At 54.5% G+C, this 21,067-nt stretch carries 18 protein-coding genes; 9 read left to right on the forward strand and 9 right to left on the reverse strand.

Translation table 11 applies throughout. The annotated features are described in order from the left end of the window. Positions 1-92 precede the first annotated feature (92 nt). Positions 93-395, reverse strand: coding sequence for a DUF4398 domain-containing protein (locus tag EDC23_RS08005; RefSeq protein WP_134083184.1), 303 nt, complete (start codon positions 393-395; stop codon positions 93-95). A 255-nt stretch (positions 396-650) separates the two neighbouring features. Here EDC23_RS08005 and guaB point away from each other — a divergent pair, with 255 nt between their 5' ends. Both guaB and EDC23_RS08015 read left to right on the forward strand, forming a co-directional pair. Continuing rightward, entirely contained in the window at positions 651-2,111 is a 1,461-nt protein-coding gene (guaB, locus tag EDC23_RS08010; RefSeq protein WP_134083329.1) for an IMP dehydrogenase, read from the forward strand. A gap of 328 nt (positions 2,112-2,439) precedes the next feature. Then, positions 2,440-7,296 (forward strand): NAD-glutamate dehydrogenase, encoded by a 4,857-nt coding sequence (locus EDC23_RS08015; RefSeq protein ID WP_134083187.1) that lies wholly within the window; start codon positions 2,440-2,442, stop codon positions 7,294-7,296. Between the two features lie 107 nt (positions 7,297-7,403). On the opposite strand, the gene EDC23_RS08020 is transcribed toward EDC23_RS08015, so the two are convergent. Together EDC23_RS08020 and EDC23_RS08025 are read right to left on the reverse strand one after the other, a co-directional pair. Further along, positions 7,404-8,495: a sulfite exporter TauE/SafE family protein gene (locus EDC23_RS08020; RefSeq protein ID WP_134083190.1), complete on the reverse strand. Its 1,092-nt coding sequence runs from the start codon at positions 8,493-8,495 to the stop codon at positions 7,404-7,406. An 18-nt stretch (positions 8,496-8,513) separates the two neighbouring features. Next, a complete protein-coding gene (locus tag EDC23_RS08025) occupies positions 8,514-8,786 on the reverse strand; it encodes a hypothetical protein (RefSeq protein WP_134083193.1) in 273 nt (90 codons plus the stop codon). A 216-nt stretch (positions 8,787-9,002) separates the two neighbouring features. Between EDC23_RS08025 and EDC23_RS08030 the strand changes: the two genes are divergently transcribed. The 3 genes from EDC23_RS08030 (at position 9,003) to EDC23_RS08040 (ending at position 11,658) form a co-directional block, all read left to right on the forward strand. Further along, positions 9,003-9,920 (forward strand): LysR family transcriptional regulator, encoded by a 918-nt coding sequence (locus tag EDC23_RS08030; RefSeq protein WP_134083196.1) that lies wholly within the window; start codon positions 9,003-9,005, stop codon positions 9,918-9,920. 194 nt (positions 9,921-10,114) lie between these two features. Continuing rightward, positions 10,115-10,864, forward strand: a complete 750-nt coding sequence (locus tag EDC23_RS08035) for a hypothetical protein (RefSeq protein ID WP_134083200.1) — start codon at positions 10,115-10,117, stop codon at positions 10,862-10,864. Between the two features lie 8 nt (positions 10,865-10,872). Beyond that, positions 10,873-11,658, forward strand: coding sequence for a transporter (locus EDC23_RS08040; RefSeq protein ID WP_134083203.1), 786 nt, complete (start codon positions 10,873-10,875; stop codon positions 11,656-11,658). 82 nt (positions 11,659-11,740) lie between these two features. On the opposite strand, the gene EDC23_RS08045 is transcribed toward EDC23_RS08040, so the two are convergent. After that, positions 11,741-12,484 (reverse strand): ferredoxin--NADP reductase, encoded by a 744-nt coding sequence (locus EDC23_RS08045; protein WP_134083206.1) that lies wholly within the window; start codon positions 12,482-12,484, stop codon positions 11,741-11,743. Between the two features lie 127 nt (positions 12,485-12,611). After that, positions 12,612-13,451: a deoxyribonuclease IV gene (nfo, locus tag EDC23_RS08050; protein WP_134083209.1), complete on the reverse strand. Its 840-nt coding sequence runs from the start codon at positions 13,449-13,451 to the stop codon at positions 12,612-12,614. A gap of 154 nt (positions 13,452-13,605) precedes the next feature. Here nfo and guaA point away from each other — a divergent pair, with 154 nt between their 5' ends. Further along, positions 13,606-15,183, forward strand: coding sequence for a glutamine-hydrolyzing GMP synthase (gene guaA, locus EDC23_RS08055; protein ID WP_134083212.1), 1,578 nt, complete (start codon positions 13,606-13,608; stop codon positions 15,181-15,183). 295 nt (positions 15,184-15,478) lie between these two features. Here the strand turns inward: guaA and EDC23_RS14125 are convergent, their stop codons facing one another. Further along, the gene (locus EDC23_RS14125; RefSeq protein WP_166668809.1) at positions 15,479-15,643 is read right to left on the reverse strand and encodes a hypothetical protein; all 165 of its coding nucleotides are present in this window, start codon (positions 15,641-15,643) and stop codon (positions 15,479-15,481) included. A 321-nt stretch (positions 15,644-15,964) separates the two neighbouring features. Between EDC23_RS14125 and EDC23_RS08060 the strand changes: the two genes are divergently transcribed. Both EDC23_RS08060 and EDC23_RS08065 read left to right on the forward strand, forming a co-directional pair. After that, positions 15,965-16,258, forward strand: coding sequence for a DUF883 family protein (locus EDC23_RS08060; protein ID WP_134083214.1), 294 nt, complete (start codon positions 15,965-15,967; stop codon positions 16,256-16,258). Between the two features lie 35 nt (positions 16,259-16,293). Next, positions 16,294-16,527, forward strand: a complete 234-nt coding sequence (locus EDC23_RS08065) for a hypothetical protein (RefSeq protein ID WP_134083218.1) — start codon at positions 16,294-16,296, stop codon at positions 16,525-16,527. A gap of 5 nt (positions 16,528-16,532) precedes the next feature. Here the strand turns inward: EDC23_RS08065 and EDC23_RS08070 are convergent, their stop codons facing one another. Genes EDC23_RS08070 through EDC23_RS08080 form a run of 3 tightly spaced genes read right to left on the reverse strand, consistent with a single transcriptional unit; the run spans position 16,533 to position 18,369 of the window. Beyond that, complete coding sequence (locus EDC23_RS08070; RefSeq protein ID WP_134083221.1) at positions 16,533-16,961, reverse strand: hypothetical protein; 429 nt, start codon at positions 16,959-16,961, stop codon at positions 16,533-16,535. Continuing rightward, a complete protein-coding gene (locus EDC23_RS08075) occupies positions 16,958-18,139 on the reverse strand; it encodes an AI-2E family transporter (protein WP_134083224.1) in 1,182 nt (393 codons plus the stop codon). The genes EDC23_RS08070 and EDC23_RS08075 overlap by 4 nt, the downstream gene beginning before the upstream one ends. Positions 18,140-18,153: 14 nt before the next feature. After that, a complete protein-coding gene (locus EDC23_RS08080; protein WP_134083227.1) occupies positions 18,154-18,369 on the reverse strand; it encodes a DUF3185 family protein in 216 nt (71 codons plus the stop codon). 1,108 nt (positions 18,370-19,477) lie between these two features. Between EDC23_RS08080 and EDC23_RS08085 the strand changes: the two genes are divergently transcribed. After that, positions 19,478-20,026, forward strand: coding sequence for an outer membrane beta-barrel protein (locus tag EDC23_RS08085; RefSeq protein ID WP_134083230.1), 549 nt, complete (start codon positions 19,478-19,480; stop codon positions 20,024-20,026). Positions 20,027-21,067 lie beyond the last annotated feature (1,041 nt).

The raw sequence follows: 21,067 nt of genomic DNA on the forward strand, positions 1-21,067 counted from the left end.
TCGCCGAAAGCGCGGTGCTGCCGCATCGCGGATGACGGGCAAAAAAAAGGCCGGGGAGCTTCCCGGCCTTTTTATTCAGTATTCGCGAACTCTTAGATGATTGGTTCTGCATCCTTCTGTTCACGAGACTGTTTCTGAGCAAGTTCGCTTTGTTTCTCGGCTTCGTTAGCCAGATCAACGGCCTTCTCATATTCGCCTTCTTTGGCGGCTTTTTCGGCTGCCTTGATCATCTTGCCGGTATCGCGCCAGGCATAGTTGACGTTTTTGGCTTTGTTCAGTTCGCTTTTCGCGGCACTGATGGCATTGTTGGCGTCCTGTTCAGACATGCTCGGGCCGGTTGCACACGCGGCCAGAGTCAGGGCAGCAGTCATCGCCATAATCGCTATCTTCTTCATGGGCTCCTCCGATGGAATCACTTGTTATGAGTTTATCTTGGGTTTGTGATTTACGATCCTTGCCGGATCTTGATTGTTATTCAGTTTTTTGGCTGGAGCAAAAATGCCACCAAGCCGCACTTGGAGTCCATTATGCGGGGTCAGAATCCAGATGGCAACCGCTGATTTTTGCTAAAATTGACGCCGGGGCCGATTTACCGATCCCCCAAAAATCTTTATAATTCGGCGATTTACCGCAACCGGGACCCCACAATGCTGCGAATTGCTCAAGAAGCCCTCACATTCGATGATGTCCTGCTCCTGCCGGCCCATTCCAATGTTCTGCCCCGGGAGGTTCAGCTGACGACCCGCCTGACGCGGGAGATCGAGCTGAATATTCCCCTGGTGGCGGCGGCCATGGATACCGTGACCGAGGGCCGGCTGGCCATTGCCATGGCCCAGGAAGGGGGCATCGGGATTGTGCACAAGAATATGGATGCCCGGACCCAGGCCGAGCAGGTGCGGCTGGTCAAGAAGTTCGAGAGCGGCGTGATCAAGGATCCGACCACGGTCACGCCCGAAACCAGTATTCGCGACGTGCTGGCCCTGACCCGGGCGCAGAATATTTCCGGTGTCCCGGTGGTCAAGGGGGGCGAGTTGGTGGGAATTGTTACCAGCCGTGATTTGCGTTTCGAAACCCACCACGAGTCGCCGGTCTCCAGCATTATGACGCCCAAGGAGAGCCTGGTGACGGTCAAGGAAGGCGCGGCCCGGGAGGAGATCCTGAATCTGCTGCATGAACATCGCATCGAGAAGGTGCTGGTGGTGAACGACAATTTCGAGCTGCGCGGCCTGGTGACAGTCAAGGATATCGAGAAGGCCAGCGAATTCCCTACTGCCTGTAAGGATAAATACGGCCAGTTGCGCGTGGGCGCGGCAGTGGGGGTCGGCGAGGGCACCGAAGAGCGGATCGAGGCGCTGGTCGAGGCCGGCGTGGATGTGATTGTGGTGGATACTGCTCACGGCCACTCCCAGGGCGTGCTGGATCGGGTCACCTGGACCAAGAAGCATTTCCCGCAGGTCCAGGTGATCGGAGGCAACATCGCCACCGGTGCCGCGGCGCTCGCGCTGGTCGAGGCCGGCGCCGACGGGGTCAAGGTCGGGATCGGCCCGGGCTCGATCTGCACCACCCGGATTGTGGCCGGGGTGGGCGTGCCGCAGATCACGGCCGTGGCCAACGTGGCCGAGGCGCTGGAGGGGACCGGCGTGCCGCTGATCGCCGATGGCGGCATTCGCTATTCGGGGGATATCGCCAAGGCGCTGGTGGCCGGCGCCTATTGTGTCATGCTCGGCTCCATGTTTGCCGGCACCGAGGAATCGCCCGGCGAGGTCGAACTCTTCCAGGGACGCTCCTACAAATCCTACCGCGGTATGGGTTCAATCGGCGCCATGGGTTCCCAGCACGGCTCTTCGGATCGCTATTTCCAGGAAGGCGGCGAGGTCGAGAAGCTGGTTCCCGAAGGGATCGAGGGTCGGGTGCCGTTCAAAGGCCCCCTGAGCCCGGTGATTCACCAGATGCTGGGCGGGATCCGGGCCAGTATGGGCTACACCGGTTGCCGCAGCATCGATGAGATGCGGACCCGTCCTGAATTCGTCCGGGTGACCGGTGCCGGAATGCGGGAAAGCCACGTCCACGACGTTCAAATCACCAAAGAATCCCCCAACTACCGGGTCTGAATCAGGACTGCCGGGTATCACTTTACCCGGCCGCTCTCCTTCCTCTCTGTCTTCTTTCTCTCCGCGAGCTCTGGTTTTTAGCCAAGCAGCTCGTTTTAAATAGTCGTTACGAATGCCGGATCAATCGGGTGGTGGCACGGTACCGCTAGGCGTAATACCTGTTGAGATAACGGCACGATGGCAGGCCGCCTGGCCTTAAAATGTCTGCTGACGGTCTTGCTGGCTATTACTACAGCCTGAAGTCTGGAGTGGGTCGCTGTCGTTGGCCGGATTTTTTTTGTAGACTCAAAAGACAGTCCAATACACACCGGGCGGATCAGCCTCCACCATGCATAATCCCGTGACGCCGACACATGATGCCCACCATATGATTGACAAGGTGGTGGCGCGTGCCCATAACAGCTTTCCCGTCCGGGATCATGACAACATAGAGCGGTTTATCCGTCAGTACCTGGGCAGTGTGTCCTGGGAGGACATGGCCGAACGTCAGCTGGAGGACCTGTACGGTGCGGTGATCTCACACTGGAACCTGGTGAGCCAACGTCTGCCGCAGCAGGTGCTGATCCGGGTACAAAATCCCACCCTGGAAGAGCATGGTTGGCAATCGACCCATACGGTTGTTGAAGTCATCCAGAAGGATATGCCATTTCTGGTGGATTCCGTGCGTATGGCACTGAATCGGCACGGGTTGACGGTTCATCTGATTATTCATCCGGTGATGCGTATAGAGCGCAACGCGGAAGGTCGTCTGATCAAGGTGTTTGATATCGATGAAATCGGTGATGAGACCGCCAATGAAGCCTGTATGTATTTCGAGGTGGACCAGCAGAGTGATCCGGTCGTGTTACAGGCGTTGTATGATGATATCGCCCGGGTGCTCGCGGATATCGAGGCCTGTGTACAGGACTGGCAACCGATGCGGGAACGTTTGCGAACCATTATCGGCGAAGTCAAGGCAATCACCCCACCACTGGATGATGAACAACTGGAGGAAGATCTGGCTTTTCTGGAATGGCTGGATCAGGACCATTTTACCTTTATCGGTTATCGTGAATATCAACTCGAACATCGCAAAGGGAGTGATTCTTTAAAAATTATTCCTGACAGTGGGCTGGGAATTTTGCGTAATGCTGAGGATAATACCTATTCCCGCAGCTTCGAACAATTACACCCCCGGGCCAAACAAAAAGCCCACGAACCGGCTTTGTTGATTCTGACCAAGAGTAATTCCCGGGCGACCGTTCACCGGCCTGGCTATCTGGACTATGTCGGTATCAAGCGATTCGATGCCGATGGCAAAGTGATCGGTGAATGGCGTTTTCTCGGGCTGTATACTTCCGCAGCCTATATTCGCCGCGCCACGGACATCCCGTTGCTGCGGCGCAAGGTACAGTCCGTGATGCGTCGCTCCGGTTTTCGAGCGCACAGTCATTCACAAAAAGCGCTGTTGAATATCGTTGAAACCCTGCCGCGTGATGAACTGTTCCAGTGTACCGATGACGAACTGTATGAAATTGCGCACAGCATTTTGCAACTTCAGGAGCGGCAACGTGTACGGGTGATTGTGCGTCCCGATGCTTATGGACGATTTGTTTCCATCCTGATTTATATGCCGCGGGATCGCTTCAATACCGATATCCGGCTCAAGGTCCAGGAGATTCTCGCCAACCTGTTTAATGCCCGGGAACTGGACTTTACAGTCTGGCTGACCGATTCGGTACTGGCCCGTTTGCATCTGATACTGCATCTGCCACCCGGCGAGTTGCCCCGGTATGAGACCGAGGAAATTGAAAAACGTATCGCGGCTACTATTCGCAGCTGGAAAGATGAATTGCATGGCGCGCTGATTCATGAATACGGCGAGGAGCAGGGCAACAGATTATTGCAGGAATATGAGACCGCCTTTCCTGTCTCCTACCAGGGAGAGTATTCGGCGGAAATCGCCGCGCATGATATCCACAAACTCGAAGCGCTGAAAAATGGCCTGGATCTGGGGATGGGACTGTATCACCCGGTAGAAGCGCCGCAGGAGAAAATCCGCTTCAAACTGTTTCATACCGAAGAGCCATTATCTCTTTCTTTGTTATTACCCGTTCTGGAGAATATGGGGCTGAAGGTTATTGACGAGCGACCGCATCGTCTGCAACCGGCCGGACGCCCCCTGGTCTGGCTGCATGATGTCGGTATGGTGTATGCGTATAAAGGGAAACTGGATATCGAACAGATCAGGCAGATTTTTCAGGATGCCTTTGTGCGCATATGGTATGGAGTGGTGGAAAATGACGGACTAAATGCCCTGGTGTTGCGCGCCCGGCTTGACTGGCGCGAAGTCGTGGTGATTCGAAGCTGTGTCAAATATCTTAAACAGACCAACTTCCCGTTCAGTCAGAACTATATGGAACAGGCGCTGGTGGAACATCCCCAGATTGCCCGAATGCTGGTGGATCTGTTTCTGGTGCGCTTCGATCCCGACGGACAGGCACAAGCCGCCGAACGCAGCGAACGGATCACTGATGCGATTCAACGCTCCCTGGATGAAGTGCCGACGCTGGATGCGGATCGAATATTACGCCGCCTATTTGTCCTGCTCCAGGCCATGCTACGCACCAACTACTTTCAGACAACGGACCAGCAGGCCCCAAGGGCTTATCTGTCATTCAAACTGGATCCGCAAAAAATCCCCGATCTGCCCAACCCGCAACCCCGGTTCGAGATATTTGTTTACTCGCCGCAAACCGAGGGGGTCCACCTGCGAGGTGATAAGGTCGCGCGTGGCGGTATCCGCTGGTCAGACCGCCAGGAGGATTTTCGCACCGAAGTCTTTGGGCTGATGAAGGCCCAGATGGTGAAAAATGCCGTAATCATTCCCGTTGGCGCGAAGGGCGGTTTCATTGTCAAACAGAATCTGCGTGAACTGGAACGCGATGAGGTGAATCAGCGGGTTATCAGTTGTTACAAAACCTTTATTCGCGGATTGCTGGATTTGACCGATAACCTGATCGACGACAAACCGGTTCCGCCACCCCGGGTGGTCAGTTATGACGAGCCGGATCCCTATCTGGTAGTGGCGGCCGACAAGGGGACGGCCTCTTTCTCCGATACCGCCAATGCCATCGCCCGGGAGTATAACTTCTGGCTGGATGATGCCTTTGCTTCAGGGGGCTCGAGCGGTTACGACCACAAGAAAATGGGAATTACCGCCCGCGGTGGCTGGGAGTCGGTCAAACGCCACTTTCGGGAAATCGGTAAGGATATTCAGCTGGAAAACTTTACCGTTGCCGGAATCGGGGATATGGCCGGCGACGTCTTTGGCAACGGTATGTTGTTATCCCGCCATATCCACTTGATAGCGGCCTTCAATCACAAGGAGATTTTTCTGGATCCCGAGCCGGATGCCGAGCACAGTTTCAGGGAACGTGAACGCCTGTTCAACCTGCCACACTCCAACTGGTCAGATTATGATCCGACACTTATCTCCAAAGGCGGGGGAGTTTATTCGCGTACGGCAAAATCCATTACGCTTTCTCCACAGGTGAAAAACGCTTTGCAAGTGGAGGCCGGGTCACTGACACCCAACGAACTGATTACGGCAATTCTCAAAGCACCGGTTGAACTGTTCTGGAACGGCGGTATCGGGACTTTTGTCAAAGCCAGTGATGAAAGCCATGATGATGCGGATGATCGGGCTAATGATGCCCTGAGAGTCAATGCCGATGAATTGCGCTGCCGGGTGATCGGAGAAGGGGGGAATCTGGGGTTGACACAGCGTTCCCGTATCGAGTTCGCTCGACAGGGTGGGCGTCTCAATACCGACTTTATCGATAATTCGGGTGGGGTTGATTGTTCCGATCACGAAGTCAACATCAAGATATTGCTCAACAAGGCGATGAGCGAAGAGTTGCTTGACGAATCACAGCGCAACCAGCTTCTCGACAGTATGACCGAAGATGTCGCCCGCCTGGTTCTGATAAACAATTATCAGCAGAGTGAGGCGCTTTCGCTCAGTGAGCACCTGGCTCCGACATTATTGGATGAACATATTCGCCTGATGCGAATGATGGAACGTAAAGGGTTGATCCAACGCGAGACCTGGAGTCTTCCCGATGATGAAAATCTGTCGTCACGACGCAGCACCGAACAGGGATTAAGTCGACCTGAACTGGCCGTGTTACAGGCGTTTAGCAAGATCGATCTATATCAGGAACTACTGGCTTCCGGGGTTCTTGATGAAGGGTATCTGATTAATGAACTTCCGATTTATTTTCCCGAGGCGATTGCCAGGCAATATCCGCAGTATATGAACAATCATCCGTTACGTCGGGAAATTATCGCAACGTTCATCGCCAATAGTATGATTAATCGGATGGGTATGGCTTTCCCGTCTCGCCTTTATGAGCACACCGGCGCACCGATTCCCGAGATCGCCTGCGCTTACCTGGTAACCCGCAAAACTTTTGACCTACCCGGCTTGTGGCAACAGATCGCGTTACTCGATAACCGGGTCACGGCCTCTGTCCAGCTCGATATGTTAAGCGCAATCCGCCGCCTGGCCAATCAGTCTACATTGTGGTTATTACAAAATATTCCGCGTCCGCTGGATATTGGCGCCACAATTGATAAATACATGGATAGTGTCTCCTCCCTGATTCATGCCTTGCCGAGCCAGGTTGTTGAGGAGGATAGTGAAGCTCTGGCTAAAGCGGCACAGGCGTACCAGGAACAGGATATCCCCGAACCCTTTGCCTGGCGTATGGCGGGACTACCCTACCTGTTTCCGGCGCTGGATATGGTTGAAGTCGCCCTGCAGACGGGGCAAAGTCCGGTATTTGTCGCTCAGGTGTTCAATCGGATCGGGGCGGCACTGGAGTTACACTGGTTACGGGATCAGATCGATAAATTATCGCGCAAAGAGCACTGGACACGCCTGGCGCGCTCCGCCCTGCGCGATGAATTGTATCGCCTGCAACGTCTGTTGACCGCCAGCGTGCTGGATTCCGATGCGACAAATACCGACGCGATGCTATTGGTTGAAAATTGGCGAGCGGCTCAGGAAGCCGTGCTGGAACGGTACACTCGGCGCTTTGTGGAATTTAAATCAGCCAGTGTGGATCTGGCATTGCTCAATGTGGCATTGAACGAACTTCAAAAGTTGATTCGTAATCTTGATGAGCCCGGCGAATATTGAAAAGGGCAGGTGTCCTGCTGTTCGCGATATCATTGCCGCTCTGAAACCAATGCGCACAAAAAAGCCCGGCACACAGGCCGGGCTTTTTTATGACATTGCGAATCGACTTATGATTCTGCCACGGAGGCGGCGTATTCTGCATCCGCCTGTTGTTTCTTATGTTGTTTGATACCCTTGAGCAGTGCAGCAAGGATTGCAAACGCGCCACTCAATAATGCCAGCGCCAGAGTGCCAAAGCTGATGTTGCTCAGTAACGAGCTGGTTCCCTCGGAAATAGTGCTGATGAGATCCAGATCAGACAGGTAAACCGGCATCTCGAACAGCCGGCTGAACAGCACGATGATCATAATCATGCCCATGATCATCTTGACCGTATAGTCCCGGACATAGGTGGTACCGATGGCACCGATCTGCACGCCGAACAAAGAGCCGGCCAGGATGATCATCGCCAGGCGAATATCCACGAAACCTTCCCAGGCATAGAACAGACTGCCGCCCATGCCCATGACAAACGCCACAACCAGCTCGGTGGCCGAGGCCATCAGGGCCGGGACGCCCAGGACATACATCATGGCAGGAACGCCGATGAAACCACCTACCGCAATCGAGGCGGCCAGCAAGCCGGTGGCAAAACCCAGCGGGGCAATGAACAGGACCGAGACCCGTTTGCCACCGATGGAGTGGAAGCGCATCATGGTGCCGGGGATGTTGATGGATTGGACCCATTTGGCCAGACGCGGGGTGATATGTTCCGCGCCCTCCACATCGCCGCCTTCACGTTTGCAACGGAATGCATCGCGCAACACGTAACCGCCGACCAGCGCCAGGACGACAATAAAGACCACAGAGACATAGAGATCGGTGCCGGTATCGCCAAAGTTATTGCGAATATTGGTCATAAACTCCTTACCGACGAATACGCCGATCTCGGCAAAGATACCCATGATGAGGCCCAGCTTGATGTCGACCTGGCCGTACTTGTTTCGCTTTATGGAGGCGACCAGCGCCTTGGGGAATTTGTGCGCCATATTACTGGCCACGGCGATTACTGCCGGGGCACCCAGGCTCATCATGGCCGGGGTCAGGACGAAGGCGCCCCCGGAACCGATGAAGCCGCTGACCATGCCACCGATAAAACCGACCAGGAACAGCAAAAAGACGGTTGTTGCATTGAGATCCAGAAAATTGACAGCTTCCACGACATTAACCTCTTGAGATTATTTTTTCTTGGCTTTGAGACCCAGCGCTTCCCAGAAATAACCGGTGAAGGCGCCGTGCACCAGGGAGAAAACCAGGGCGATGATGATGGGGATAAAAAACAGGGTTTTGTCGCCGCGGCTGGTTGCCTCCGCCATGTGACGGATTTCATCATTGAATACGAATAATAAAATGTAGAGTCCCAGGCTCAGGCACCCATACAGGATGGTAAAGAGGGTAGCCGTCGAGAACATTTTGCGTCCGGGCGCCGGTTTGTCTGCAGGTTTGGTCATCGATGCACTCCATGGATGCTTGCGGGTGCTTTCCTAGGCCGCTGATATCGCCCTGTGGAATATCACCCGGAGTTAGTCTTTTCAGTCTGGTTGCCGGCGAACTGACCGGCTGACAGAAAACTACAGGAAATTAGTAAGATATGCTTACCGAGGGCGCGTATTATGCGACAGTGTTTCAGTATTTACTAATGAAATTCTTTATGTAAATATTCCTGTATGGAATATCAAGAACTCCCCGATATCAACGGCTGGGCGACTTTGCGGGCGATTGTCGAGCAGGGCGGTGTCTCCGCGGCCGCCGCGGCGCTGAATATCGGCCAGCCGGCGGTGACCAAGCGCCTGCGGGCCCTGGAAGCCAGTTACGGGACCCGGCTGATGGAGCGGGTCAGCGGCCGGCTGCGGCTGACGCCCGCAGGTGAAAAGGTCTATCTGCTGGCGGTCCAGACCCTGGATCGCCAGCGCGCCCTCTATGAAGAGTTCCAGAATCTGCATCTGGGGCAGAATACCCTGGCTCTGGAGGTGACGTTTTCCATTGGCGAGCACCTGCTGCCGGATCTGCTTTTCCAGTTTGCCGATCACTATCCCGATTACAAGATCGACAGTCGCATGGCTTACGGCCGGGACATCCAGTCCCACCTGGTGACCGGACACACCGATCTGGCGCTGATGGAGAATGCACCGGATCATCCTGATGTGCTGGTGCAAAAATGGGCGGATGATGAGTTGTGGCTGGTCTGCGGCGCCAGCCATCCCCTGGCCGGGACCGACTGGCTGCCGATCGAACGGCTGACTGAACTCCCTTATGTGTTACGGGAGAAACACGCCTCCAGCCGCGAGGAGCTGGAGCAGGCGTTAAGCGGTATTGGCATCGAAAAACTCAACGTGACCCTGGAAGTCGGATCCACCGATACGATTGTGGAGATGCTGGCCCGGGGTAAACATGTCAGCTTTCTTCCGCGCTTTGCCGTGGCGGACAAGGTCCTGCGGGGTGATCTCTACCATGTCAAGATTACCGGTTTCCGCATCCTGCGTACGCTCTGGATCGCGCGCAATCGCGCCAAGCTCGATCATCCCGTGGCGGAAGCATTTGTTGATCTTTTACGGAATATGACTGTATCGCAGCCTGGAATGTAAATAGTGTTATCCCCTGACAGTTTTGACTGATAATCACTCTGTGTATTACCCGTACACCTGGTATCATTTTCCGAAAACTAAATTTCCAAACAGTGATGATTTTCACTGACTCGTTGCTGCCTCCTTCTATACTTTAGCTTATGTAAGCCCTCACCCGGACGGGTGTTGGGTAACTGTTAAGCGTCCAGGGAGTGATGATGATGAAACGCAGGTTAAAATCCGTATTATCAATTCTATTATCAGGTCTGTTGATGTCGGGGATGGTCGTGGCGGACGAAGAGGCCGAACTCCAGCAACAGGCCGAGACCATGGATAATGGAAACCCCCGGGTAGTCACCGATAAGCTGACCGAAACCTTTAGTGATTTTGCCGGTTCAGAGGAAAATGCCTCCGCTCTGATTACAGGTTTGCGTAATGGTGATGAGATTACTATTACAACCGGGCAGGATGCCGAAACCAGCACCGCGACCTTCACAGATCCAACCGGCCAGAGCGGTTACGGCAATGTGTTTATCTCCCTGAGCCTGGCACAGGAACAGCTTGCGGCGTCCGGTATCAGTCAACCGACGGCCGAACAGATTGAGCTTGCTCTGCTAGGCGGTGAACTGGATGCCGATGTCAGTTTAGAGGGCGTGCTGACGCTACGTGAGCAGGGCATGGGCTGGGGTGAAATCGCCCAAACCATGGACACCAGGCTGGGGCACGTTATCAGGGGGTTACGTTCTGCCAATCAGGCGGCTGAGCCCAACCGCGGTGACGACAGGGCGAATCAGGCGACGAGCAAATCACAGCGTATGGACAAGTCGGCTCGTGAAGGGCGACAGGTCGGATCTGAGCGTCCCGAGCAATTCGCCAGGCCTGATCGGCCACAACGTCCGGAAAGACCCGAGCGACCCGAACGGCCAGAGCGGCCCGACAAACCACAAACGCCTGCTCGAAATTGAGGTTGGCAATGTGGCGGATGAATGGGCGGCGGCATTATGTCGCCGTCATCATGTTGACGGTGGCACTTTTCCCCCGGGTACTTTTTGCTGAAACCGAATTCAGTCTGTCAGCCGGCATCGATTACACCACGGGGGATTACGGTCAACAGGCGGATACCGATATGGTGTATCTGCCCTTTACCGCCCGTTATAAAACGGATGCGTATAACCTGTGGCTAACGGCGCCCTATCTGATGGTGGACGGGCCGGGTGGTGTGACCCGTGCTCAGGGACCGGTGCGACACACCGGAACCCAGACCACGAGCACCGAGTCGGGGCTCGGCGATGTTATTACCGGTCTGAGCTATGGTGTGTATGTGGATGCCCGCCAGGGTTTGCTGGTAGATGTGACCGGCAAAATAAAATTTTCCACAGCGGATGAAGCCAGGGGCCTGGGTACAGGGGAGAATGATTACTCGTTGCAGGTCGACTTGTATCAAAGCTGGAAGCAGTACACCTTGATCGCGACCCTGGGGTATACCCTTGTGGGTGATCCGCCGGATATTAATCTCGATAATCGAACCTATCATTCGTTCGGGCTGGCCGGAAAGCTGTCGGAAAAAACCCAGGCGGGTATCCTGTACGATGTCAGTGGTCCAGCCTTCGACTTCGATTATGATCGTGAAGAACTCTTTGGCTATATTTCCCAGCGACTGGATCGTCGGCAGAAAATCCAGTACTACGCGCTTTATGGCCTGGAAACGGCGAGCCCGGATGTCGGGTTCGGTGTGATCCTGACTTACATGTTTATTTGATGGCTAACGGATAAATAAGCGTTTCGAATGTCCGATCCCTGTGGGTTTAAGCGGGAGTGGTATTCGGAAGGCCTGTTTAGTTTTAGTGCTGCAGGACAAAGGCCTGTTCCACGGTGAAGTTACCCACGCCCTTGTAGTTGGTCATGGTCCAGCCGTTTTGCTCCAGGTATTCGGTCATATCCTTGTTCATGTGCGGGTTACCACACAGCATGACCCGATCCTCTTCCGGATCGATGGCCGGCAGGTTCAGCTGTTGTGCCAGCCTGCCGGAGTAGAACAGATTCGCGCCCCGTTCGGTATTGGCAAAGTCTTCGCGCGTCACGGTGGGGACGTACAGGAACTCATCTCCGTGGCGGGACTCCAGCTCTTCGCGATAGGCCAGCGCCGGTGCATGACGTACGGTGTGTACCAGGATAACCCGTTCGAAATTCTCAAACAGTTCCGTTGAACGGACCAATGACATAAACGGGGCCAGACCGGTGCCGGTGGCCAGCATGTACAGATGCCGTCCCGGTTGCACGTGGTTCAGGGTCAGCGAGCCGGTGCTTTTGGTATTGATCCAGATAGGGCTGCCGGTATCGGCCTCGGCCAGGTGGCTGGTCAGCGGGCCATCGGGTACCGCAATACTGAGAAACTCCAGTTGCTCATCCTCATTGGTTGAGACGATCGAGTAGGCGCGGGGGATCAGCTTGCCTTCCGGGCGCAGGCCCAGGGTGACAAATTCCCCGTTCTTGAATTCAAAGCCCTCGGGTCGGGTGGTCGTGAAGGTGAAGATATTCTCCGACCAGGGGCGTTTGGATGTAATCGTCTGTTCTGAATAAGGCATACTGCGTTCCGTTAAATGTCTGGTGTGTTTATTATGTCAGGTCACACAGGGGGAGAATCAACCCTTGATGCTGAAGGGTTATACAGGGGTGTGTGAGACACCAGCATAACAGCCTGTGAGTGCCCTGTCATTGCAGGCTATACAGCAATTCAATTTCGTGCGCCCACCGATCGGGTTCGGGCGTCTCCAGCACCATGGGGATTTCATCAAAGCGCGGATCCTGCATGATGTAATGAAACACCGCCAGCCCCAGTTTGCCTTTCTCCAGGGTTTCATGGCGATCGACCCGATCCCCCAGATCGGGTTTGGAACCGTTGAGATGCATACCCCGTAAGTAGTCAAAACCGACAATCCGCGCAAACTGATCGAAGATTGTTTCACAGGATTCAGCAGTGCGCAGATCATACCCGGCGGTAAACGTATGACAGGTATCGAGGCAAACACCGACCCGCGATTTATCTTCGACCTGGTCGATGATCCGCGCCAGATGTTCAAAGCGATAACCGAGGTTGGTGCCCTGACCGGCAGTGTTTTCGATCACGGCGGTCACGCCACGGGTTCTGGTCAGCGCGAGGTTGATCGATTCGGCAATGAGGTCGAGACTTTGCTCCTCGCTGATCTTGTTAAGATGTGAGCCGGGATGAAAATTCAACAGCTTCAGGCCAAGCTGTTCGCAACGCTGCATCTCGTCGACAAACGCGGTGCGGGATTTTTCGAGTGCGGTTTTCTCCGGATGGCCCAGGTTAATCAGGTAACTGTCGTGGGGCAGAACATGTTCGGCGGCAATACCGACCTGTTGCAAATTATGCCTGAACGCCTCGATGGTATCGGCTGTCAGTGGTTTGGCCTGCCACTGGCGCTGGTTTTTGGTGAACAGGGCAAAGGCCCGTGCGCCGATGGCCCGGGCATTGAGCGGGGCGTTCTGCACACCGCCGGCGGCACTGACGTGGGCGCCTACATATTTCATAATCCTATTATATATAAAGTGTGGCGAGGTGGTTACCCGTACCGGAGTTGATTTATAAGTTACTGATTTTAGTAAAAATACTTGAAATTTTCTGCAGTTTCCGGGATCATCGCCGCTTTATTGTCCACCCCGGCCCATTTTTGAGAGTTTACCCATGTCCCAGGATATCCATTCGGACCGCATACTGATCCTCGATTTCGGTTCCCAGTACAGCCAGCTCATCGCTCGCCGGGTCCGCGAAGCCGGCGTCTATTGTGAGTTGCACCCCTGGGACATGGAGGAGGCGGCTATCCGGGAATTCAGCCCCAATGGCCTGATTCTCTCGGGCGGACCGGAGAGTACCACCGCCGAGGGGGCACCCGTGGCGCATCCGCTGTTGTTTGAACTTGGCGTGCCGGTACTGGGGATCTGTTACGGGATGCAGACCATGGCCCGGCAGCTGGGCGGCTCGGTGGAAATCAGCGACCGCCATGAATACGGTTATGCTCAGGTCCGCGCTCACGGGCATACCCCGTTGCTCAAGGATATTGAGGATCACGCCAGTCCCGAAGGGTATGGCCTGCTGGATGTGTGGATGAGTCACGGTGATCGGGTCAGTGAGCTGCCGGCAGGCTTCAAGCTGATGGCCTCCACCGATAGCGCGCCTATCGCAGGTATCGCGGATGTCGAACGCCATTTTTATGGTCTGCAGTTTCATCCGGAGGTCACCCATACCAATCAGGGTCAGCGCATTATCGAGCGGTTCGTACACGAGATCTGCGGTTGCCGTCGGCTCTGGACACCCGAGAACATCATCGACGAGAGTATCGATCAGATCCGCCAGCAAGTCGGCGATGACGAAGTGGTGCTCGGTCTCTCCGGCGGCGTCGACTCCTCGGTGGTGGCGGCGTTACTGCACAAGGCCATCGGTGATCAGTTGACCTGTGTCTTCGTGGATAACGGCCTGTTACGTCACCTGGAAGGTGAGCAGGTTATGGCGACCTTTGCCGAACACATGGGCATCCGGGTGATCCGGGTGGATGCCGAGGATCTGTTCCTGGGTAAACTCAAGGGCGTCAGCGATCCGGAAGAAAAACGCAAGATTATCGGCAACACCTTCATCGATGTGTTTGATACAGAAGCCGGGAAGCTCACCAATGCCGCCTGGCTGGCACAGGGCACCATTTATCCCGATGTCATCGAGTCGGCCGGCGCCAAGACCGGCAAGGCGCACCTGATAAAGTCCCATCACAATGTGGGCGGTTTACCGGAGAACATGAAACTCAAGTTGTGCGAACCTCTGCGCGAACTGTTCAAGGACGAAGTGCGCAAGATTGGCGTGGAACTGGGCTTGCCATTCGATATGGTCTATCGTCATCCGTTCCCCGGCCCCGGCCTGGGGGTACGTATTCTCGGTGAAGTAAAAAAGGAATATGCCGATCTGCTGCGTCTGGCCGATGCGATTTATATCGAAGAACTGCGCAAGCACGAGTTGTACGACAAGGTCAGCCAGGCCTTTACCGTCTTCATGCCGGTCAAGTCGGTCGGGGTGACCGGTGACGGGCGCCGTTACCAGTACGTAGTGGCGTTGCGCGCGGTGGAGACCATCGACTTCATGACCGCCCGCTGGGCCCATCTGCCCTATGAATTCCTCGATCACGTTTCGCGGCGCATCGTCAACGAGATCGACGGCATCTCGCGCGTGGTCTACGACATTACCGGCAAACCACCCGGCACTATCGAGTGGGAGTGAATTTAATTTTGTTGTAGTTGCAGTAGTTTAGAGGCGATTAAATATAATAATTCAAGCTGACACGCCTTTTGAAAGGGCGTGAGTTTAATTTGTAAGTGCAACAGGGTTAAAGGAAAGTCCGACTCAGGCTCAGTCATGCAATTCAATCGCAAATCAAAGGAACACTTGATAAGACACTATACCGGCTTACGCGGAAACACTATACCCGCTTCGGCCTGTATAAAAGCCGGTTTTAAGTAAACCCGGGCGCGGGTTTTATCGGCCCGGGCGGTGCCAATCGGGAAGCGGCAGCGGATCAGTTGCCGTCGGTGGCATCTTTGATGGCATCGCCCGTTTCTTCAACTGTGTCGTCAATTTCCTCACCAGCCTCTTCCATAGGGCCGTCCTTGTCGCAGCCAGGCAGTGTGATCATCAGGGTACTCATGAGCAGGGCGGCTGCAATGGTTTCGATGAGTTTCATGGTTCTTTCGCTCCGTGTGGGTTACTGTAATACACAGATCCGCCCCGGCGTCTGTAATGGCGTAGATCTGTTAAGTTGGATTAAATCATGACGGTCTGTCGAAAAATTATCTGTGCGCAGGCGTACAGATCGTTCAAGCTGGATTGGCCCTCGGTTGATTGTTCACCGGGCACTGGAGGAGTGAATAAGTGGGTGGGTCAATGAGCCTGGTGGATTCGCGCCTCTGTTCGTTGCCGCGCAGACAAGGTTTGGCATTTGCGAGAGACTTACCGGTACTGACCACGTCCATCCATCCCACCACAGCAACGGGAAACAAATACCATGAGTGATAAACCAGCCAGTGGCGACCACGCCACCACAGACCGTCTCTCCGAGCGCGCTCACGAGTCAGTAGACCGGTTCGCCAAGACTGCGGGCAAGGGCGAGGAACGGATTCGCCAGGAGGCCGCGGATGCGGAGGCCCGTGTCAGGGATGCCGGGCATAAAGTCAAGGAGCGCTCCGGTGAGGCCCTGCACTCCATTAACGAGTTCGTTCATAACAAACCTTTGATCTCCCTGGGCCTTGCCTTTGCCGCGGGAACCTTGTTGTCTGCCTACCTGAGACGCCGCTCATAGTGTCTCGTAACCAGTTGAGGCAGGAGGCCGCGCAGGTGCGCGACCGAATTGATCATCGTGTCTGTCTTGTACATCAGCGTACCGACAGCCTGGTGCATCAGGTACGGGCCCTGGCCCGCAGCCCTGCCGCACTGCCCGTTGCCTTTGTCTTTGGCATACTGGCCGAACGCCTGGATGTGTCCGATATCAAAGGTGCCTGCGGATTTTTGACCGGCCAGGCAAATGCCATGCAGATCATCTCCAGCTTCATCGGCTCGCCAGCCCGCTGATCCGCTTACTCATCCTCTGGTCGCTGCCCGGCAGGGTCAACGATAGACCGGGCATGGGTGAACAGATTGTTAACACTGGCCCGGCTCTCACGAAATGTGAGGTCCCGTGTCATGTAGCGCAGCCGCCAGAAGAGCAGGGCCACAAGCACGAGATGAGCCAGCGCCACCGTCAACAGAGCACCCGTCAGGCTGAAGGCCTGCAGGCTGGCCAGTGTCATCACCAGCGCCGCCCCGATAAGCAGCCAGCTAGTCACCAGTAGCAGCGCCATGAGCACGGTGAGTCCGATCATCACCAGTGCCGTGTGCCCGAACAGTCGCGCCTCCACCAACACAAGGCGTACCATGTCAGCCGACAGGGCCTTCAGGAGGCGTATGATGTCCCCGATGCCGTCGTGCTCATCTGCTTCATCCCGTGACGGATCCGTCTCTTTCATGACCTGGCCTCCCGGTTGCTCAGCGAGCGTTTCAGGCTGGTTTTGATCTCGCTCCAGATAGCGACAAAGAATGCTGTCAGGGGAACCGCGAGTACCATGCCGATAATGCCGCTCAAGGCTGTGCCCCAGAAGAACAGGGAAATAACCACGAGTGCGGGGTGCAGGCCCGAGTGGTTGGCCATGATTTTCGGTGTCAGCAACCAGCTTTCCACCAGTTGCACCGCCGCGAATACCAGTCCGGTCAAAAGCAGTAACTCAATACCGCCGTCCGGCTGGAAGTAGGCCATGGGCAGGACCACCAGCAAGCCGATCAGGGTGCCTAGGAAGGGGACGATATTCAGCAGCCCCAGCACCAGCCCGACCAGCACGCCGAACTTCAGGCCGATCAGCGTAAAGCTCAGGGCATACAAGATACCCATGGACACGGCGATGATCAGCTGGCCCTGAAAGAAGGCGCTGACGTATCCCACGAAGACATCCATGAAATACAGTACTTTCTGCCGGGTGGGATTGTGAAAGATGGATAACAGTTCGGATGCCTTTCCCCGCAGCAAATTCCCGGAGAGCAGGGTAAAGAACAGGAACAGAGGTACGAAGCTGATACCCGCCAACACCCCCAGAGAGGACATGATGACCTTGCCCGGGTCTTTCACGACTGGCTGGGACTCCTCCCCCCCATCGCTGCTTTCCATGCGGTTGGAAATCATTGTGCTGAGTTCCGGGAAGTGCGAAGAGAAACGTGCCTGCCAGCTCGCCAGTATGTCGGGCAAAACAGTCATCAACTGGATGGCCTGACTGACCAGGACGGGGACAAGCAGGAAAATCAGGCCGCTGATAGCCACGAAGAAGATCAGCAGCAAAAGAATGATGGCCAGCAAGTGCGGTAAGCGAAGCCGTCTCTCGAGAAACTCCACCACAGGATGCAGCACCAGAGCCAGAATGCCGGCGAGGGAGAGCGACAGAAGCAGGTTGTAGAACGCATTCACTATCCAGCCAAATGACCACACGATGATTCCGATCAGCGTGGCCAGTGCAACCAGGGAAAACAGAACCGCCGTGTAACGAAACAAGCGAAGCTCAACCGTATTGAACAGTCGTTTATCCGGAGATGACGTCGCCGGGTTTGGATCGGTACTCTTTGCCCTGCCAACCTGGGGTTCCGGTATGTCGTGGGGCACCGGAGACTCCTGCGTCAGTGTCTTGCGGATTTACCGAACAGCAGTAGTCCAACACCGGCCACCGTAGAAGCCGCGCCAAGGATCAGGAACCAGGTGGTTGAGTCAGTGAAGCGGCCGGTTACGGCCTCCGTCACCTGATCGCCCAGGCTTTGGGATGACTGGTACGCGAAGAAAAGCAGGATTAAACCGACAATAATCAAGACAATAGCCAAAATTCTATTATTCATCATTTTAATCTCTTTCTGATGGTGGAGGAGTGATCATTATTTCATTATTCAAGAATGGTTTTCTGAAGGTGCTGCTGGCATGCTGACATTGCTCTTCCTGGCCTGGTGCGTACGTACATAGTCTCATCCGCACGGTTGATCAGGGTCGCGATATTCTCGCCATCGTCTAATTCCGACGTCCCTCGCCGTACAGTTTTGTCACACACACAGCAATTTACCGCCGGCGTCGCGTTCTGTGAGCCATCACAAGCACCCGACAAGGCGCTCGCCTGATTCAGCGCAGTCCCAGGAGCCCCAGGATAACCAGGACAATGACGACTGCACCCACAATCCATATGATTTGATTCACGATTCACTTCCTTTTCTGTTAATTACATGCCTGTTTACCACTGCGTTGGACTCCGCTTCGGTGCGCTAGCGAACGAACGTCTGGGAATTCGGGCGGTTTTGATCTCGATAAGCCCGTTTGAACGGTCTGTCAATATTCACCATGTTCTGGTCGCGCGAGGTCAGGCGACCGTCGTAAAGCAAGAGGAACGACCAAAGAGTCACCAGTATAGCTCCTGCAGCCCCAGACAAGACTCTGTCCTGGAGTCCATTTCATCCTGAGACGCTCCGTGTTCGTCACTGCGTCATCCAGGATCTGGTATCAGATTTATGTGCTTTTATGCGGGGCTTAAAGGTGTGTCTCGAAGATAAAACAGAAAATAATTGTTTGTGTATTTGAGGCAGTCGACAAAGCGGTCGCTTTTCACAAGCCTGAAAAGGTGGTAGTTGAGTCGGTGTGTTTCCGCACTGAATGAGAAGTTTTCACCAAGAGACGATTCCCGGCGAATCTCAAGAAAACTTGTTGAGCTGCTCATACGGGAAGGGGCTGTTTTCCGCAACGTGAATGGCCGGGAAGATTTCAGAGGGTCTCTCGGCATTGAGTGGATAGGAAGTTTTTATTCATTAAGTGCGCTTACGAACTGACGAACTAAAGGTTTTGGGAAGATTATGTGAATATGCGTTGTCTGAATACTCTGGCATTCGCTTCAACGCGGTCTGCGCCAGTTACGTAATGGCGAATTTTGGAACCGCCACATGAAAGTTACAAACTAAGGAATATAACATGAACAGAGTCAACACTGCGGCAATTACTCTCTGTCTTCTTGGTGCATTGCCTATAGCAGCATTCGCACAATCCTCTGATGTCGGCCCACATCATGGCGACCGGGAGTTCTCCATCTCCGGAACCGGCAGCAGTGATCAGGAATTCAATAGCGGTACCTTCGGCGTAACCGGCGATCTGGGCTGGCATATGCAGGATAACGTGGTTGCCGGTATCCGGCAAAGCATCAATTATGCAAGTATCGAAGGTGAACACCTCAAGGATGATTTCTGGAACGGTTCAACCCGAGGTTACCTCAACTATCATTTTCTTGCCGATCGTGCGCGGCCGTTTATCGGCGCCAGCCTCGGCGGAATCTACGGCGACGGCGTCAAAGACAGCGGCTTCGCCGGCCTGGAGACGGGCGTGAAGTACTACGTGCGGACGAAGACCTATTTCCTCGCCCGCGTCGAGTACCAGTTCCTTTTCGACAGCACCAGTGAAGCTGATGATGCGTTCCAGGACGACGGAGCCTGGGCCTATACGGTGGGACTGGGTTACAACTTTTAAACCACGGCAAAGCGTTGTCGAAATACTGGAAGCTCTGACACTTCTTCCGACTATCATTGCTGTCATCAAAGCGTTTTGACAAGGGAGGCGATCCTGCTCAGGTTAAGCCTGAGTGAGGTCGCAACCCATGCCATACATGAACGGATATTGCTCTCGCTGATGATCGATTCATGAGAACAGGTTGTTCAGGTCGAGGACGATTGGGGTGTGGAGGCCTCGGTTGCAATGCCGAAGACTATCACCGGAGTCGGCGGGGGTAACTGTTTCTCCAACTTTTTGGATGATGATGCTGCAGGGCGAATAATTGCCAACGGATAGAATTATCGGAATTAGTTTTCAGGACGATAAAAATGTTGAAGCACTACTCTTAACACGCGGTTGGAAAACTTGTGTTATTACATACTGAAACCGAATCGTTGAAAGATGCCGTATGGTGCATCAGGTGAAGGATTTGTTTCTCCCGCATAGTAAAACCGCAGGGGCTTTCGCTGCTGCCTTCTGTTATACCACAACAAGTGGAATACAGGAATTCAATCAGATCGTTTAAATTCCGGAGCAGACTTCAGATCTCTCGGGTCGTTTTAATCTTCAATTCGTCCTTATCAGACGAGCCAGATCGGTTTACCGCGTCCCGGCCAATGGCGATGTCTTTCTTGCCCATGCCCAGGAATCCGTCACCACAAACAAGGTGAGTATGCTGTCCACACACACTCTGCAACTGTGTACGGATTGGTGATAAGCGCTCTCGTAGTGTGTCCTTTCCCGGCTACTGCCGGGGCGATACCCATTATTTTTTTATGACTCACGCACGGATTGTTCTCACACTACGGCCAATACCCGGCTCCAGCGTGGGTCACGTGCACCATCGTTTTCCGCTAACGCCTGCTCAGTCTGATTTTCATGAATTGACATAATCCGGGGTTGCCGATAGGGTTTTGGTCAGATTCGAGTACAGTTCGCAAGTCGCAGGGATGCCCAATTTTAGCTTGAGCATAAGCGAGCATTTTGTCGGTGCGATGGCGCACCTACTGTAGTCATTGT

Source organism: Thiohalophilus thiocyanatoxydans (assembly GCF_004366735.1).
Taxonomy (GTDB): domain Bacteria; phylum Pseudomonadota; class Gammaproteobacteria; order UBA6429; family Thiohalophilaceae; genus Thiohalophilus; species Thiohalophilus thiocyanatoxydans.

Coding starts and splice junctions, on each gene's coding strand:
- EDC23_RS08005 (WP_134083184.1), bottom strand. CDS start 395: ATGAAGAAGATAGCGATTATGGCGATGACTGCTGCCCTGACTCTGGCC.
- EDC23_RS08015 (WP_134083187.1), top strand. CDS start 2,440: ATGCATAATCCCGTGACGCCGACACATGATGCCCACCATATGATTGAC.
- EDC23_RS08025 (WP_134083193.1), bottom strand. CDS start 8,786: ATGACCAAACCTGCAGACAAACCGGCGCCCGGACGCAAAATGTTCTCG.
- EDC23_RS08030 (WP_134083196.1), top strand. CDS start 9,003: ATGGAATATCAAGAACTCCCCGATATCAACGGCTGGGCGACTTTGCGG.
- EDC23_RS08035 (WP_134083200.1), top strand. CDS start 10,115: ATGATGATGAAACGCAGGTTAAAATCCGTATTATCAATTCTATTATCA.
- EDC23_RS08040 (WP_134083203.1), top strand. CDS start 10,873: ATGTGGCGGATGAATGGGCGGCGGCATTATGTCGCCGTCATCATGTTG.
- EDC23_RS08045 (WP_134083206.1), bottom strand. CDS start 12,484: ATGCCTTATTCAGAACAGACGATTACATCCAAACGCCCCTGGTCGGAG.
- nfo (WP_134083209.1), bottom strand. CDS start 13,451: ATGAAATATGTAGGCGCCCACGTCAGTGCCGCCGGCGGTGTGCAGAAC.
- guaA (WP_134083212.1), top strand. CDS start 13,606: ATGTCCCAGGATATCCATTCGGACCGCATACTGATCCTCGATTTCGGT.
- EDC23_RS14125 (WP_166668809.1), bottom strand. CDS start 15,643: ATGAAACTCATCGAAACCATTGCAGCCGCCCTGCTCATGAGTACCCTG.
- EDC23_RS08060 (WP_134083214.1), top strand. CDS start 15,965: ATGAGTGATAAACCAGCCAGTGGCGACCACGCCACCACAGACCGTCTC.
- EDC23_RS08070 (WP_134083221.1), bottom strand. CDS start 16,961: ATGAAAGAGACGGATCCGTCACGGGATGAAGCAGATGAGCACGACGGC.
- EDC23_RS08080 (WP_134083227.1), bottom strand. CDS start 18,369: ATGATGAATAATAGAATTTTGGCTATTGTCTTGATTATTGTCGGTTTA.
- EDC23_RS08085 (WP_134083230.1), top strand. CDS start 19,478: ATGAACAGAGTCAACACTGCGGCAATTACTCTCTGTCTTCTTGGTGCA.